The organism is Catenibacterium sp. AM22-6LB, from assembly GCF_003435615.1.
In the GTDB taxonomy this organism is placed as follows: Bacteria; Bacillota_I; Bacilli_A; order Erysipelotrichales; family Coprobacillaceae; genus Catenibacterium; species Catenibacterium mitsuoka_A.
Map to the genome: position 1 here is coordinate 24,775 of NZ_QTUM01000015.1, position 15,811 is coordinate 40,585.

Annotated in this window: 14 protein-coding genes; 13 read left to right on the top strand and 1 reads right to left on the bottom strand. The window is 29.9% G+C overall.

Annotation, left to right across the window (positions count from 1 at the left end):
• Window positions 1-621: diphosphate--fructose-6-phosphate 1-phosphotransferase (locus DW269_RS12925; RefSeq protein ID WP_233503270.1), on the bottom strand; the 621-nt coding region annotated here is incomplete at its 3' end.
• Window positions 622-1,312: 691 nt separating this feature from the next.
• Between DW269_RS12925 and DW269_RS04980 the strand changes: the two genes are divergently transcribed.
• The 13 genes from DW269_RS04980 to istA form a co-directional block, all read left to right on the top strand.
• Entirely contained in the window at window positions 1,313-3,664 is a 2,352-nt protein-coding gene (locus tag DW269_RS04980) for a Helicase associated domain protein (RefSeq protein ID WP_117458791.1), read from the top strand.
• Between the two features lie 21 nt (window positions 3,665-3,685).
• Window positions 3,686-4,243 (top strand): PglB, encoded by a 558-nt coding sequence (locus DW269_RS04985; RefSeq protein WP_117458792.1) that lies wholly within the window; start codon window positions 3,686-3,688, stop codon window positions 4,241-4,243.
• Between the two features lie 19 nt (window positions 4,244-4,262).
• Entirely contained in the window at window positions 4,263-4,763 is a 501-nt protein-coding gene (locus tag DW269_RS04990) for a transcription termination/antitermination NusG family protein (RefSeq protein WP_117458793.1), read from the top strand.
• 108 nt (window positions 4,764-4,871) lie between these two features.
• Window positions 4,872-5,432, top strand: coding sequence for a sialic acid O-acetyltransferase (locus DW269_RS04995; protein WP_117458794.1), 561 nt, complete (start codon window positions 4,872-4,874; stop codon window positions 5,430-5,432).
• Window positions 5,432-6,046 carry a sugar transferase gene (locus tag DW269_RS05000; protein ID WP_117458795.1) on the top strand — a complete coding sequence of 205 codons (615 nt, stop codon included), beginning with the start codon at window positions 5,432-5,434 and terminating at the stop codon, window positions 6,044-6,046. Before DW269_RS04995 ends, DW269_RS05000 begins: the two co-directional genes overlap by 1 nt.
• Entirely contained in the window at window positions 6,046-6,936 is an 891-nt protein-coding gene (locus tag DW269_RS05005; protein WP_117458796.1) for an NAD-dependent epimerase/dehydratase family protein, read from the top strand. Before DW269_RS05000 ends, DW269_RS05005 begins: the two co-directional genes overlap by 1 nt.
• Window positions 6,929-8,149: a glycosyltransferase family 4 protein gene (locus tag DW269_RS05010; protein ID WP_233502425.1), complete on the top strand. Its 1,221-nt coding sequence runs from the start codon at window positions 6,929-6,931 to the stop codon at window positions 8,147-8,149. The genes DW269_RS05005 and DW269_RS05010 overlap by 8 nt, the downstream gene beginning before the upstream one ends.
• A gap of 39 nt (window positions 8,150-8,188) precedes the next feature.
• The gene (locus tag DW269_RS05015) at window positions 8,189-10,312 is read left to right on the top strand and encodes a hypothetical protein (protein ID WP_117458797.1); all 2,124 of its coding nucleotides are present in this window, start codon (window positions 8,189-8,191) and stop codon (window positions 10,310-10,312) included.
• Window positions 10,309-11,061: a hypothetical protein gene (locus DW269_RS05020; RefSeq protein WP_117458798.1), complete on the top strand. Its 753-nt coding sequence runs from the start codon at window positions 10,309-10,311 to the stop codon at window positions 11,059-11,061. Before DW269_RS05015 ends, DW269_RS05020 begins: the two co-directional genes overlap by 4 nt.
• Window positions 11,062-11,076: 15 nt before the next feature.
• Window positions 11,077-12,117, top strand: a complete 1,041-nt coding sequence (locus DW269_RS05025) for a nucleoside-diphosphate sugar epimerase/dehydratase (protein WP_117458799.1) — start codon at window positions 11,077-11,079, stop codon at window positions 12,115-12,117.
• The gene (locus DW269_RS05030) at window positions 12,117-13,274 is read left to right on the top strand and encodes a glycosyltransferase (RefSeq protein ID WP_117458800.1); all 1,158 of its coding nucleotides are present in this window, start codon (window positions 12,117-12,119) and stop codon (window positions 13,272-13,274) included. Before DW269_RS05025 ends, DW269_RS05030 begins: the two co-directional genes overlap by 1 nt.
• A complete protein-coding gene (locus tag DW269_RS05035) occupies window positions 13,271-14,182 on the top strand; it encodes a glycosyltransferase family 4 protein (RefSeq protein ID WP_117458801.1) in 912 nt (303 codons plus the stop codon). Before DW269_RS05030 ends, DW269_RS05035 begins: the two co-directional genes overlap by 4 nt.
• A gap of 141 nt (window positions 14,183-14,323) precedes the next feature.
• Window positions 14,324-15,811, top strand: a 1,488-nt coding sequence (istA, locus tag DW269_RS05040; protein WP_233503271.1) for an IS21 family transposase, incomplete at its 3' end; no start/stop codon positions are given.

The following is a 15,811-nucleotide window of genomic DNA, read 5'->3' on the forward strand; positions in this document are numbered from 1 at the left end:
GGCATCATTACATTCAGTTCTTGCAAGTGCACTTGCAGCAGTTAACCAACCTGCATTACGTCCCATGATTTCTACAATAGTAATCGCATCTAGCTTATAGATAGAAGAATCATAAGCAATTTCTAACATAGAGCTTGCAACATACTTTGCAGCTGAACCAAAGCCTGGAGTATGATCTGTACCCATCAAATCATTATCAATAGTCTTTGGAATTCCAATGAAGTGAATAGGGGAATTGATTGTTTCACCATAAGCTGCAAGTTTAGCCACAGTGTCCATAGAATCATTTCCACCAATATAGAAGAAATCAGTGATTTCTAAATCATTAAACTTTTTAAATAACAAGTCGTAAGTGTCTTTATCATCACTTACTGTAGGCAGCTTATAACGACAGCTTCCTAAATACATTGCTGGGGAATGCTTTAATGCATCAATTTTTTCCTCAGAATTAAATTTATCTTTTATATCTATGAACTTGTTTTTTAGTAGTCCCTGGATACCATTAATCATACCATAGATATGAGTAAATCCTTCTTTCTGGCATTGAGTAATAACACCTGCAAGAGAGGCGTTGATGGCAACCGTAGGCCCACCAGATTGACCAATAAAACAATTTTTCATGTTTTCCTCCTTTTCCCCACGCCTTCGTTGCGCGGACACAAATAAATTAACTAAACAATAATATTCAATTATTCTATTTTTTCTAAATTATTCAAACTTGTTTTTAAGTTCATCTTTTTTTATACGTTTTGATTGATTTTTGTTTCACACTTTTCTCCTTTGTGCAAATAAAAAATAGCAAATGAACATAGTTAATAGAAGCATGAATGTAAACTTAGAAATGCAGTATTTATCCATTAAAATCGAGATATATAGTAGAAGTGAATGCTATATATGTATTTTTATTGCAAAAGTCTAATAAGAGTTTATAACTTAAATATAAGGTGAATATTTTTCTTTCTTTTTAGAAAGAATTAAAATAGTTTATATTCTTAATATAATATGGAACCATTAAATTAACAGATCTTTTAGAAATCAATAATACATTAGAAATGGAAATAGTAAGATTAAATATATGTTAAATACTTAAAAAGCACTACAATGGCACTAAAAGTATACCTTCCGTGCCATTTTTTTATTAAACAGAAACAATAAGATATTTATTTATATTCGCGGAAAATTATAACATTTTCCGCTTTTATTTTAAAGTTCTTTTGTTACTAAAAGTATACCTTGTGAACCAGTTACTAATTCACAAGAAATGTTTATATTCACCACTATTACATACAAAAAGAAGAGGGGGGATTAGACAATGATTAGGCTGTATTCTCATAACAAAAAAGCATATGACTTAGCAGTTACTATGCTTGAAGATACAAAAAAAGCTGCCATTGTTCACCCGACAGGTACAGGTAAATCCTTCATCGCATTTAAACTATGCGAAGATCATCCTGACAAGACAATCTGTTGGTTATCTCCTTCAGAATATATTTTCTCTACTCAGCTAGAGAATCTATATCAAGCTACAAATGGTTACAAACCTCATAATATTGTCTTCTTTACTTATGCGAAGCTCATGGGTATGAGTAAAGAAGAGATACAAGCAATACATCCTGACTATATTGTTCTTGATGAATATCATCGTGCTGGAGCTACATATTGGCAAAAGGGTGTAGAACAGCTTCTATTTACATATGCTGATGTACCTGTTTTAGGATTATCTGCAACCAATATTCGATATCTAGATAGTCAAAGAGATATGGCACAGGAGCTTTTTGATGGAAATATTGCTTCCCAAATGAGTTTGGGAGAAGCAATAGTAAGAGGAATTCTTAATCCACCCAAATATGTATTATCAATGTATTACTATCAGAACACGTTGGAAAAGTATGAAAGAAGAGTAAAGAAAACAAAAAGTAAAGTTGCAAGAGACAATGCTGAAAAATGTCTGGAAGAGTTAAGAAGAACATTAGAAAAAGCTGAAGGATTAGATGTCATCTTCAAAAAGCATATGACTGATCCGCATGGCAAATACATAGTATTCTGTTCTAACAAAGAACATATGGATCAGATGATGAAACATACAGAATGGTTCTCTAAGGTAGATAAAGAACCACATATGTATTCTGTATACTCTAGTGATCCAGGAGCAGATAAAGTATTTAAGGACTTCAAAGGAGACAATGATAATAATCACTTAAGACTTCTTTATTGTATCGATGCATTAAATGAAGGAATCCATGTTGATGATATAAATGGAGTCATTCTATTAAGACCAACAGTCTCACCAATCGTATATAAACAGCAGATTGGTAGAGCACTGTCTGCAAGCAAGAAAACAAATGCAGTCATATTTGATATCGTACTAAACATTGAAAACATCTATAGCATTGATTCTATTAAAGAGGAAATGCAAGTAGCTACTTCCTATTATCGTTCTCTAGGAGAAGCAGATCAAATCATCAATGAAAAATTTAAGGTTATTGATGAAGTAAGAAACTGCAGAGAACTATTTGAAAAACTCAATGATGCATTAACTGCAACATGGGATATGTATTATGCAAGTGCTAAACAGTACTACAAAGAGAATGGAAACTTAGAAGTGCCTGCAAGATACATTACTGAAGAAGGTTATGCATTAGGTAGTTGGCTTAATAATCAAAAAGCTATTCGTAAAGGTACTATAGTTGGAAAACTAACTGAAGATAAAATACAAAAGTTAAACTCTATAGGAATGATTTGGGATTCATTAGATTATTTCTGGGAACAGAATTTCAGATTAGCTAAAGAATATTATTTAGCGCATGGAAATCTAGATATTCCTACTAACTTTAAATCAAAAGATGGGAAACATCTTGGAAATTGGATATTAAGGCAAAGACAACTTTATAAAAGTAATTCTTTAACTGATGAACAAATCAAAAAATTAGATTCAATTGGTATGGACTGGATGGATAGAGTGGATCGTGTCTGGGAAAACGGATTTATTGAAGCTAAGAACTATTCAGAAGAATATGGAAACTTAAGTGTTCCTAAGAACTATAGAAGTAATACTGATTTTCCCTTAGGTATATGGATTCAAAGACAAAGAAGTCTTTATAAGAATAATAAGATTTCTGAAGATCGTTTTAAACGACTTACAGATGTAGGTATGAATTGGAATCCAGATAATTGGGAATCTCGTTTTAACTTAGTTAAACAATATTATGAAGAACATGGAAATATCAATATCTCTCAAAAGGAAGTTATCCAGGGTATATGGCTAGGTAAGTGGATTGTATCCCAAAAGAAATCTATGGAGAGTGGAAAACTAACTAATGAGCAAATAGAGATGTTAAAAACACTTCCTATGGAAGAGGTCGGAAGAAAAGACAATCGCTGGTGGTCCATGTATGAGGAAGCTAGAAAGTATTATCTCAAGTTTGGTCATCTCAATGTTCCAATGGACTATATCACATCTAGTGGAAAGAAACTCTCTGACTGGATCATCCGTCAGAGAAGAAATTATAAGCTAGGAAAGATGCCATTAGAACATAAAGAAAAGCTAGATGATATTGGTTTTGTTTGGGATATAAAAGCTAACTTAAATAACGATTACGTTTATAAGGAAGTTGGAAATCTATTTATGCATAGAAATCTCTTACAGAAAGTTAAATCTAGTTAAAATTTTAAAGGAGAGAGTACTATGAATAAAAATTTATTAATAGTGGGTGCTGGTATATATAGCATGGTTGCTAGAGATATCGCAAGAGAAATGAATTGTTTTGAAAAAATAGATTTTGTAGATGATGATAAAGAACAAACACCAGATGGAAATAAGGTGTTAGGTAAGATTTCTGATTTAGAAAAACTATCAGTAGATTACAGCAACATCATTATTGCTATTGGAAATCCTAAAGTAAGACTATCACTTATAAAAAGAATTGAAGAAGAAATGCCTTATAGAATTGTAGTTCTTGTTTCTCCAAGAGCATATATTGCACCATCTGTACAGATTGGAAAGGGTTCTATTATTGAACCTATGGCAGTCATTCATGCTGGTTCTGCATTACAGGAAGGATGTTTTATTTCAGCAGGAGCTGTAGTAAATCATGGAAGCATGTGTGCAAGTGGAGTACATGTTGATTGTAATGCTGTTGTTGCAGGAGGAACACTTGTTCCTGCATGTACAAAAGTAGAAAGCTGTACTGTATTTAGTAAAGATAAAAAGTCATCTTTGAATGTTTTAAACAGAGAGCTTTAAAAAGGCAGGTAACAAGATAATGAACTATTATGTTTTGTTCTGTCAAAGTTTAAAGATAGAAAAGCTTTATCAGACATTCAATCTAAAAAAAGATACTGAAGCTTTCATACCAAAAATGGAAAAGTACATACGTTCTAAAGATAAGATAATTATCCAGAGTATGTTTCCAGGATATCTCTTTATTAAGACAAATATGGATCAGACAGAATTTGATACATTGCTTTTATTAATGAAAGAAGAAAGAGATGGAGTCATCAGAGAATTAAAAAAAGAAGATGTATCAGCACTAACAAAAGAAGAAATAAAACTTCTAGATATCCTTTTAAATCAACAATACATTCTGGTGATGTCAAAAGGATATAAGGTCAATGGAAGAACAAAAATCATTGAAGGACCGTTGAAACAATTAGAAGAATATATAGTTGCAGTAGATAAGAAAAGTCACGAAGCAGTATTAAATATTGAATTTTTAAACAAGAAATTAAAAGCAGGAATTGAAATGCAAAATAATGAAGTATAGCGTAGGGGGAGCCGCCTATACATCTTATTTGAATATAGTTTACCCAGTCCAATATAAGCACTTATTGGATAGGCAAACTATATTCTTTTTTATTAGGGAGGGGATAAATTGAATAAATTGATTATTATTGGTGCAGGTGGACATGGGAGATGTTGTTTAGATATTGCGAGAGAAAAATATGATGAAATTATATTTTTAGATGATGGGTTAGTAGGTCAAACGGTAAATGATTGTAAAGTTGTTGGAAAGATAAATGAAATGAAGCAATTATTTCCTGAATACTTAGATGTATTTATTGCTGTAGGAAATAATGCTTTTAGAAAACAATTACACGATCAAGCAAAAGAAATAGGCTATAACATCATTACATTAATAAGCAATAAAGCAACAGTATCCAAATATGCAACAATCAAACAAGGGAGTGTCATCTTTCCTCATGCAGTCATAGAACCAAATGCAAAGATTGGAAATAACTGTATCATTTGTGCAAATGCTACTGTCAATCATGATGCAATCATTCATGATGATAGTCTCATTTATTCAAATACAGTGATTCGTCCTAATGTCATTATTCATGAACTTACAAGAATAGGAAGTAACTGTACAATTACCTTTGGAAAAGAAATTAAAGAAGGTAGTGATATTAAAGATGGGGAGGTAGTTATTTAATGTATAAGAATAAGATAAAAAGAATTATAGATTTTATATTAGCATTAGGTGGACTTATCGTATTAAGTCCTGTTTATATAATTCTATGCATCTGGATTAAATTGGATAGTAAAGGACCAATATTATTCAAACAAAAAAGAGTAGGAATCAATAAAACATATTTTAATATCTACAAATTTAGAACAATGTATATTGATACACCAAAAGATATGCCAACACATATGTTATCAAATCCAGATCAATATATAACAAAATCAGGGAAATTTCTAAGAAAAACATCTTTGGATGAATTACCACAGATATTAAATATATTAAAAGGGGAAATGGCAATTATTGGTCCAAGACCAGCTTTATGGAACCAGGATGATTTAATCGCTGAAAGAGACAAATATCATGCCAATGATGTAAGACCTGGTCTTACAGGATGGGCACAAATAAATGGAAGAGATGAATTAGAGATTCCGGTAAAAGCAAAATTAGATGGAGAATACGTTGAACGTATCTCTTTTTTATTTGATATGAAATGTTTTTTTGGAACAATCTTATCTGTGTTAAAACATGATGGAGTCGTTGAAGGTGGTACAGGAGAATTACACAAGGAGGAAGGAAAGTAATGAAAAAAGTGCTTATTACAGGTGCAAATAGTTACATCGGAACTTCCTTTGAAAAATTTATAAATCAAAATCATAAAGATGAAATTGAAATTTCAACACTAGATATGATGAATCCAAGTTGGAAAGAATTTGATTTTTCAAAATTTGATGCAGTTTTTCATGTAGCTGGTATTGCTCATGCAGATGTAGGAAATGTCAGTGAAGAAGTGAAAGAAAAATATTATAGGGTCAATAGGGATCTAACATTAGAAGTAGCAAATATAGCTAAAGATAATGGTGTAAAACAATTTATCTTCATGTCTTCAATGATTATCTATAGTGGATGTAAAGAAACTTTTATTACCAAAGAGACAGTACCACAAGCAGAAAACTTCTATGGAGATAGTAAATTACAGGCTGATCTTGCATTGCAGGAATTAAATGATGAAACATTTAAAGTATGTATTTTAAGACCACCAATGATCTATGGAAAAGGAAGTAAGGGAAACTATCCATTGCTTGTAAAGCTGGCAACTAAGTTACCAGTATTTCCAATCGTAAAAAACAGAAGAAGTATGTTACATATTGATAATCTATGTGAGTTTATCAGATTGATGATTAATAACGAAGAAGCAGGAATTTTCTTCCCACAAAATGATGAGTATACAAATACATCAGTTATGGTAGAAATGATAGCTAAGGTAAAAGGACATAAGATTATTATGATACCTGGAGTAAACTTCATGATTCAATTAATGACAAAAGTTCCAGGCAAGATAGGAACACTTGCAAATAAAGCTTTTGGTAATAGTGCATATGATATGAATTTAAGTTCTTACGATAAAGGAAATTATCGAGTTCATTCATTAAGTGAATCTATTCAAGTAAGTGAAGGTGATAGTAGTGAATGAAAAGAAAAGTGTTTTAATCATTAGTCAATATTTTTATCCAGAACAATTTAGAATCAATGATTTGGCTTTAGAAATGAAAAATAGAGGATATGAAGTTACTGTTTTAACAGGTTTGCCTAATTATCCTAAAGGAGAATATTTTAAAGGATATTCAAAAGATAAAAACTGTGATGAAGTATGGAATGGTATACCAATTTACAGATGTAATCTTGAAGCTAGAAAAACTGGTTCAATTAATTTGATTAAAAACTATATGAGTTTTGTTTGTGAAGCAAATAAAAAACTAAAAGATTTAGAACATTTGCATTTTGATTATATCTATGTCTTTGAAGTATCACCAATCACAGTTGCTCTACCTGCTATTAAACTTAAAAAGAAAAGAAACATACCTGTTATTATCAATATTCAAGATCTATGGCCAGAAAATATTGTTGCTGTTACAGGAATGGATTATCCATTTGTAGTTAAGCCAATTGAACAAATGGTTAAATATATTTATAAAAACTGTGATTTGATTTTAACAGCTTCTAAAAGCTTTGTACCAAATATTCAAAAATATCTTAAAAAAGATAAAGAGAAAGTTATTTTTTGGCCACAATATTCTATTGTTTCAAAAGAAGAAAAAACAAAGAATCTTTTCAATGAAGAAGATTTCAATATTGTTTTTACAGGTAATATTGGGAAAGCTCAAGGCTTAGATCTTGTAATAGAAGCAGCTAAACAATTAAAAGAAACACCAATTAAATGGCAATTAGTAGGTGATGGTAGAGAAGAGGATGCTTTAAAAAAAGCAGTACATGATAATGGCTTAGATGATATTGTTATTTTTCACGGAAGAAAACCTGAAAGTGAAATACCACAATATCTTGCTAATGCAGATGCAGCTTTGCTTATCTTAAAACCTGATCCGGTCTTTGAAATGACATTACCAGCGAAACTACAAACCTATATGGCTTGTGGTGTACCAATTATTGGATGCGTTAGTGGTGAAGGAAAAAGAACAATTGATGAATCTCTTGCAGGAGTTGTATCACAAGAGATTAGTGTTGATGGATTGGTAAAGGCATGTCATGAAATGTTGAATAAAACAAAAGAAGAATATGAGTTATTGAAACATAATTCATTAGAGTATGGTTTTAATAATTTTAACAAAGAAAAATTGTTAGATGAATTATTTGAAAATTTAGGGAAGATTATAATCGAAAGGAGATAGTTTAATGTAGTAAAAGTTTAATACGGGGGAGGATAGAATATGTATAAATATATTTTATTAAGCTTAGGGGTTTATGTTTTATTAGCAATATTTTTTGAAGCTTGTTATAAATATTTTTTACACAAAAAAGGAATAGAATTTCAAACGAATTTAAGTATATTTTTAAAATTTTTATTTATTATTGTTCCGCATTGCATTGTTCATTTTCTTATAGGGTGTTTAATATTACTATTTGTTCCATTTAATACGGTTAGTTTTATTTCAAGATATTTTTCGGAGTCTAAAATTGAAAATGAATTATCATATATTAGCAAACGTATAAAGGGTGCAAAGGAAAAATTAACAAAGAAAATAGAGAGTTATCAAAAGCAAAAGGAAAAAGTAAATATAATAAAAAATCAATTGGAGATTTTCTATAGTAATATATTTAGTTTTTTACAAAAAGAAAGTAGATTTACTAACAAGAATATTGGTGATCATGCAATATATCTCCTGATTTTTGTTCTACAATTCATTTCATTTTTTACAACGTATAAAGGTGCAGAACTAATATTTTCATCTATATGGGAATATGCACCTTTCTTATTTGCAACTGTTATTCAGGTAATGATTGTTTATTTGTCAAACAAGGCATTTAATGTAAATAAAAGAAAAAAACGTTATTTTGTTGCATTGTTTGTATTTCTCAGTATTTTGATCTTTTTTTCATATACAGGAATTTTGATTAGTCAGGAACCATTGGAAAATAGATATGCGAGTAAATACGAAACTTATAAAACAAGTTTTGATTCATTAAAAATCAATTGTCAATCAAATATAGGATCAAAAGAAGATATAAAAAATGAAATTATACAAGATATAACAGATGCACAAGGAATGATGAATAGTATTCAAAATGCAATTACTTATAATGATAGAAATAGTAAATCCGTAACTAATCCTTATAGAAGAAGAAATGACCAATTACAAGATTATAGTAATACTATCAATCAAAATGCTCAAACTAGTAATTTATATAGGTTAAGAAGGGATAAGTTACAAAACTTCTATAATTCTCAAAAAGCTTTATATAGCTTTGATGATTTGTTGAGAGTTTATAATGAAAAAAGTATTTCGGACATTGAAAAAGAAGATATTACTAAGAGTGGATCAAGTGATTCTATTTTTAGTAAGTTAAAACAGTTTGAAAGTAGTTATAACAATGAGTTTCAAAATGAAATTGATATTGGAATACCAACTTCTTTTTCTTATTCATATGATTTAGATAAGTTAATATTAGGATTTCAAAATGATGATGTATTGAATGGAATAAGTATTGAAGAAGTGGAAGAGAAAGATGAATTATCAACTAAAATCAAGCAATATAAAAGGAATACAGAAGATTCATATCAAAAGATTGAAGCTTTTGTGAACACCAATATAAACGATGATGATATAAATCGAAAATTAAATGAATTAGAAGAAAGAAAAAATGCATTATTAAACTTGCCAGGAGTATACGCATTTTCTATTCTTGCATTTTCAGATAAAGAAATAAATATTTGGAATTGCATTCTTTATTTAGTTTTTGCAATTATGATAGATGGTATAAGTGCCTTTTTAGGATATTTAAAATCTAGAAGAGCAGAATCATTTCTGTATATTAAATCAAGTAAAGATTATTTTGATGAATATGAAGATGCATTTGAAATGCTATTTATGTCATTAATGAAAAATGTAGAAATTAATATTAAGGATGGACAATATCAAAATTGTGATAATTTCGAAAAAGAAGTAATAGAACAAATAGCAAAAACAACAGAGTATATCAGTCATTTTCTTGATTTGTTTACCCTTGCTGAAGCGACTGCCAAAGATGGGTACACTTTAAAATATTTTTATAATAAGGATGAATTAGAGAAAAAATCTTATATTCCATTTGTTTCACTTCTTATAAAAACCAATTTAGCTACAATTATTACGGTACAGCAATACAAGAAGTTATTAAGTAATAGATTTCATATTACTCAAGAGAAGTTAGATGAAGATAATTATATAGCTAGTAATGATGCTACTAAAAAATATTGTCTTTTACTTAGAAGTAGAGGAGAAAACTTTTTAAGAGAACAAATACCATATCGAATAAATTTGAAAAAAGATAAAAAGGGAGAATCAGAACAATGAATAAAGTATTAGTTATATTATTTATTATCATATGTCTATCTTCTTTAATTAGTTTACATTTTTCTAAAAGTAAACGAGGTTTATATTTAGAAAAGCCAAACTATAAGGTTATTACTGAATCTACCTGTAGAATTATTATTGCAGTATCAGGAATTTTCATTTTTGGTTATTTAACGGTCAATACAAGTTCAAACTGGAAATTAAATTTAATATTATTTGTAATTTTAATGCTAATTTTAATTTCACAAATATATTTTTTAGTAAACATATATAAGCATTACAAAAATAAAGCCAGTGGAAAAAATACGGAAAATTCTACCAATAAAGATAATTCTAAGTCGGAAGATAAATCTAAAAGAAAATATGCAACAATGAATTATGAATTCATTGAAGAAATTATTAAACATTTTTCAATTGAACAGTTCATCAAAGAAATTATTCCTTATGTTGATACTGTTTTATGTATGACGTTTTTGATAACGCAAATGTTATTTTTAGGATTCTATAGTGTGTATGTTATGTTTTTTAAGAACATAAATAAAGTGCTTGGATTATTTAAGGCTAAAGAATTAACTTCATTAAGTGGTAACATTTGGACGATTTTATTATTTATCAATATTTATCTATTGATTTTTTCAATATCTAAATTAGTGTGTCACATCATAAATAATCGATCTACATCCAAAGCATCAGATAGTGAAGAAGTAAGAGAAATTATGAAAATGTTACAAGAAAATTCAGAAAATTAAAAGGAGAAAATAAAAATGAGTAAATTTGAAGGTAAAGTGTTAATGATTACAGGAGGAACTGGTTCTTTCGGTAACGCAGTATTAAATCGTTTCTTAGAAACAGATATCAAAGAAATTAGAGTATTTAGTAGAGATGAATTAAAACAAGATAACATGAGACATGAGTATCAGGCTAAATATCCTGATACTTTTTCTAAACTTAAATTTTATATTGGTGATGTAAGAGACATTAACAGTATTAAAAATGCAATGCATGGTGTAGATTATATTTTCCATGCTGCAGCTTTAAAACAAGTACCAAGTTGTGAGTTCTTTCCAATAGAAGCAGTTAAAACAAACGTTTTAGGAACAGAGAACGTTTTAACTGCTGCTATTGAATGCGGTGTAAAAAGAGTAGTCTGCTTGTCTACAGATAAAGCAGCTTATCCAGTAAATGCTATGGGTACAAGTAAAGCAATGATGGAAAAAGTCATTGTCGCTAAAAGTAGAACAGTGGATCCAGAAAAAACAAGTATCATGTGTACAAGATATGGAAATGTATTAGCTTCAAGAGGTTCAGTAGTACCTCTTTTTATTAACCAAATAAAAGAAGGAAATGATTTGACTGTTACTGAACCTAGTATGACAAGATTTGTCATGACTTTAGAAGAAGCAGTTGATTTAGTATTATTTGCTTTTGAACATGGTGAAAGTGGAGATATCTTTGTACAAAAAGCACCAGCATGTACTATTGAAGTACTTGCTAAAGCAGTACAACAATTGTTCCATGCTGAAAATGATATTAAAGTAATTGGTATCAGACATGGTGAAAAGATGTATGAAACATTACTTACAGATGAAGAATGTGTGCATGCTATAGATATGGGTAATTTCTATAGAGTACCAGCAGATAAGAGAGATTTAAATTATGATAAGTACTTCTCTGAAGGTATGGAAACATCTAAACTTACTCAATTTAATTCTAATAATACTGAATTAATGGATGTAGAAGCAGTAAAGAATAAATTATTAGAAGTTAAACTTGTACGAGAAGAATTAGAAGGTTGGGATAAATAATGTCTAGGATATTATTTATCAATTCTGTATGTAATGGGTCAACAGGAACCATCTGTAAAAATCTATATAAAGCAGCAGAGGAAGCTGGACATACATGTTGTATTGCCTATGGTAGAGGAGATGCACCTGAAGGATTTAATACAATTAAAATAGGTAATCAATTAGATATCTATTTACATGTCCTGAAATCGAGATTAATTGATGCTAGTGGATTTGGTAGTGAAAAAGCGACAAAAGATTTAATTAAACAAATAGAAGAATTTAAACCTGATGTTATTCATTTACATAATATCCATGGATATTATGTAAATATTGAAATCTTGTTCAATTATTTAAAACATCATCCTGAAATCAAGAAAATATGGACATTACATGATTGTTGGTCCTATACAGGGCATTGTGCTTATTATTCATATGCTAAATGTGATAAGTGGCAGACATGTTGTAATGGAAATTGTCCTAATAAAAAGGAATATCCACAAACAATTTTTTCAAATGTTAAAAGTAATTTTAATAAGAAAAGAGAAATATTCAGTGGTGTAGAAAATATGATTTTAGTTACTCCTAGTAAATGGTTGAAGAAAGAAGTAGAAAAATCATATTTAAAAGATTATCCAATTGAGGTTATTAATAATGGTGTTGATACAAATGTATTTAAACCAACGCCATCAAATATCAAGCAACAATATGGAATAGAAGATAAGAAAGTTATTTTAGGTGTTGCTTCTGTATGGGATAAAAGAAAAGGTTTAGATACTTTTATAGAATTATCTAAAGAATTAGATAATCAATATCAAATAGTTTTAATCGGATTAAATAAAAAACAAATAGCACAGTTACCAACTAATATTGTAGGTATTTCTAGAACAGAAAATGTTCAAGAACTAGTTAAATGGTATAGTGCAGCTGATGTTTATTTTAATCCTACTTTAGAAGATAATTATCCAACGACGAATTTAGAATCTATAGCATGTGGAACGCCTGTTATTACCTTTAATACAGGTGGGAGCCCTGAAAGTGCATATGTGGATGAAGATAAGATTGTTACGAATGACATTCATTCAATAATTGAAGCAATAAAAAGATGTTCACTGGATAAAGTTATAGATGTTGGTTCAAAAAAAATGATAAATAGATATATGGAGGAATATGGATGAAAATATTGTATTTAACGAATTTAGCAGCTCCATATAGAGTTGATTTTTTTAATGAACTAAGTAAATACTGTGATCTTACAGTACTCTTTGAAAGAAAAAGAGCAGCTGATAGAGATGATGAATGGTATAGTAATAATTATAAATTCAAAGCTATATTTCTGAATTCAAAAAATATTGGTAATGAAGCAAGTTTATCATTTGAAGTAATTAAATATTTAAAAGAAAACTTTGATTATATTATATTGGGTGGGTATAGCACACCCACTGCAATGATAGCTAGTACTTATATGAAATTACACAAAATACCATATATTCTTAATGCTGATGGGGGATTTATAAGTGAGAATGAAAGAAAATTAAATTATTTAATTAAGAAACATTTTATTTCTTCACCATCTTATTGGTTGAGCTCAGGAAAAGAAACAAATAAATATCTTGAATATTATGGCGCTAAAAAAGAAAAAATATTTAATTTTCCTTTTACTAGTCTAAGAGAAAAAGATATTTTAAAAGAATGTATAAGTGATCAAGAAAGAGATAAATTAAGAGTTGAATATAATATTCCATATAAAAAAGTTATTATTTCTATTGGACAATTTATTCATAGAAAAGGTTTTGACTGGATGATTGAAGCATACAAGGATTTAGATAAAGATATTGGAATTTATATTATAGGTGGAAAACCTACAGATTATTACATTAATCTGAGAAATAAATATCAAATGAATAATCTTTATTTTATTGATTTTCAAGATAAAGAAAACATTTTAAATTGGTATAGATTAGCTGATTTATTTGTATTTCCTACTAGAGAAGATATATGGGGATTAGTTGTTAATGAAGCAATGAGTCAGGGGTTACCTGTTATTACTGATTATTCGCAAGCAACAGCACCGCCAATCGCATAAAGTGCACCACCTATATCACCAACTGCACCACTAGTCTAAAAATCAGAATATACACAACTGCACCACCTCATGGGTGGTCTTTTTGTACTATCATGATATTGGAGACAATGTCTCTAATATTATGAAAGGAGCCGAAAAATTATGGCTGTAAAATTCAATCTGAGACTGTGCCTGCAGCTAATGGATCAGGGAATTTCTCTTAATACCATTTCCAAGCAATACCACATAAGCAAGCACACCTCATCAAAAGTAAAACGAAGAAAGGAGGAATTAGAATTTGATACTGCAAAATTAGAGTTTTATTCAGATACGGAATTAGGAAAGCTGTTCTTCCCTAATCTTTATGAAAGTGAAGACATTTATGCCCCTATAGATTATGAATATATTCATAATGAATTATCTAAACCTGGAGTCACTCTGAAGCTGTTGTGGAATGAATACTGCATCAAGATAAATGATGGGAAGTATCCAGTAAGCTATTCAAAGTTCTGCAGAGGATACACAGAACATGTTCAGAATCACAACTATACCAACCATATCCAGCATAAGCCAGGCATTCGTACTGAAGTAGACTGGAGCGGGCCTACAATGCATTATACTGTTCCTTCTACAGGTGAAGTGGTTAAGGTATATCTATTTGTAGCTACACTCCCATTCTCTCAGTATTCATATGTAGAAGCTACAAAGGATATGAAAATGGATACATGGATCAATTGTAATCGTCACATGTTTGAGTACTTTGGTGGATCTACAGTAAGAGTAGTCTGCGATAACCTTAAGACAGGAGTTGTGATGCATCCTAAAAACGGAGAAATCATCCTTACTGATACTTACAGTGATTTTGGAAATCATTATATGACTGCCATCATGCCTGCACAGGTCAGAAAGCCGAAGCAGAAGGCAAGTGTTGAAGGCACTGTAGGAAAGATAGCTACTGTCATAATCGCTTCATTAAGAAACAGAGAGTTTAATTCATTTGAAGAACTGTATAAGGCAGTTAGAGAAAGACTTGAGGTGTTCAACTCCACACCATTCCAGAAGAGAGATGGAAACAGAAAGGAAGTATTCGAAGAGGTAGAGAAGAAAACACTAAGACCACTCCCTGAATTTCCTTTTGAGGTATGTCACTGGTTTTATTCAAGAAAGGTACAGCTTAACTGTCATATCGCTTATAAAAAGAACTGGTATTCAGTTCCATATGAATATGTAGGCAAGATGGTAGATATTAAGGTAACTGAGACCACATTGACTACCTATTATCAAAATAAGCACATTAATGTACATAAGGTGTTTCCAGATTACGTTAAAAACAGATATTCCACATATGATCATGATATGCCAGAGTCTGTCAAAGTAACAGAATGGGATGATGAGCGTATAAAAAAATGGGCCAGTAAAATTGGTCCTTACACTAGAAAGGTAATAGATAATATATTTCTAACTAGCGTAGTTAAAGAACAGGGATATAATCCTGCATTAAGTGTACTGCATCTAAGTGATAAATATTCAAAAGAAAGACTCGAAATATCCTGCCAGATAGCTTTGAGTAAATATCCATCACCTAGATATAGACATCTTAATGCCATTCTAGCCAACAATCAAGATAGACAGAATTTACAGGAAAATATG

Excerpts from the sequence above, each read along its gene's own strand:
- DW269_RS04980 (WP_117458791.1), top strand. The coding sequence starts at position 1,313 with ATGATTAGGCTGTATTCTCATAACAAAAAAGCATATGACTTAGCAGTT.
- DW269_RS04985 (WP_117458792.1), top strand. The coding sequence starts at position 3,686 with ATGAATAAAAATTTATTAATAGTGGGTGCTGGTATATATAGCATGGTT.
- DW269_RS04990 (WP_117458793.1), top strand. The coding sequence starts at position 4,263 with ATGAACTATTATGTTTTGTTCTGTCAAAGTTTAAAGATAGAAAAGCTT.
- DW269_RS05000 (WP_117458795.1), top strand. The coding sequence starts at position 5,432 with ATGTATAAGAATAAGATAAAAAGAATTATAGATTTTATATTAGCATTA.
- DW269_RS05005 (WP_117458796.1), top strand. The coding sequence starts at position 6,046 with ATGAAAAAAGTGCTTATTACAGGTGCAAATAGTTACATCGGAACTTCC.
- DW269_RS05015 (WP_117458797.1), top strand. The coding sequence starts at position 8,189 with ATGTATAAATATATTTTATTAAGCTTAGGGGTTTATGTTTTATTAGCA.
- DW269_RS05020 (WP_117458798.1), top strand. The coding sequence starts at position 10,309 with ATGAATAAAGTATTAGTTATATTATTTATTATCATATGTCTATCTTCT.
- DW269_RS05025 (WP_117458799.1), top strand. The coding sequence starts at position 11,077 with ATGAGTAAATTTGAAGGTAAAGTGTTAATGATTACAGGAGGAACTGGT.
- DW269_RS05030 (WP_117458800.1), top strand. The coding sequence starts at position 12,117 with ATGTCTAGGATATTATTTATCAATTCTGTATGTAATGGGTCAACAGGA.
- DW269_RS05035 (WP_117458801.1), top strand. The coding sequence starts at position 13,271 with ATGAAAATATTGTATTTAACGAATTTAGCAGCTCCATATAGAGTTGAT.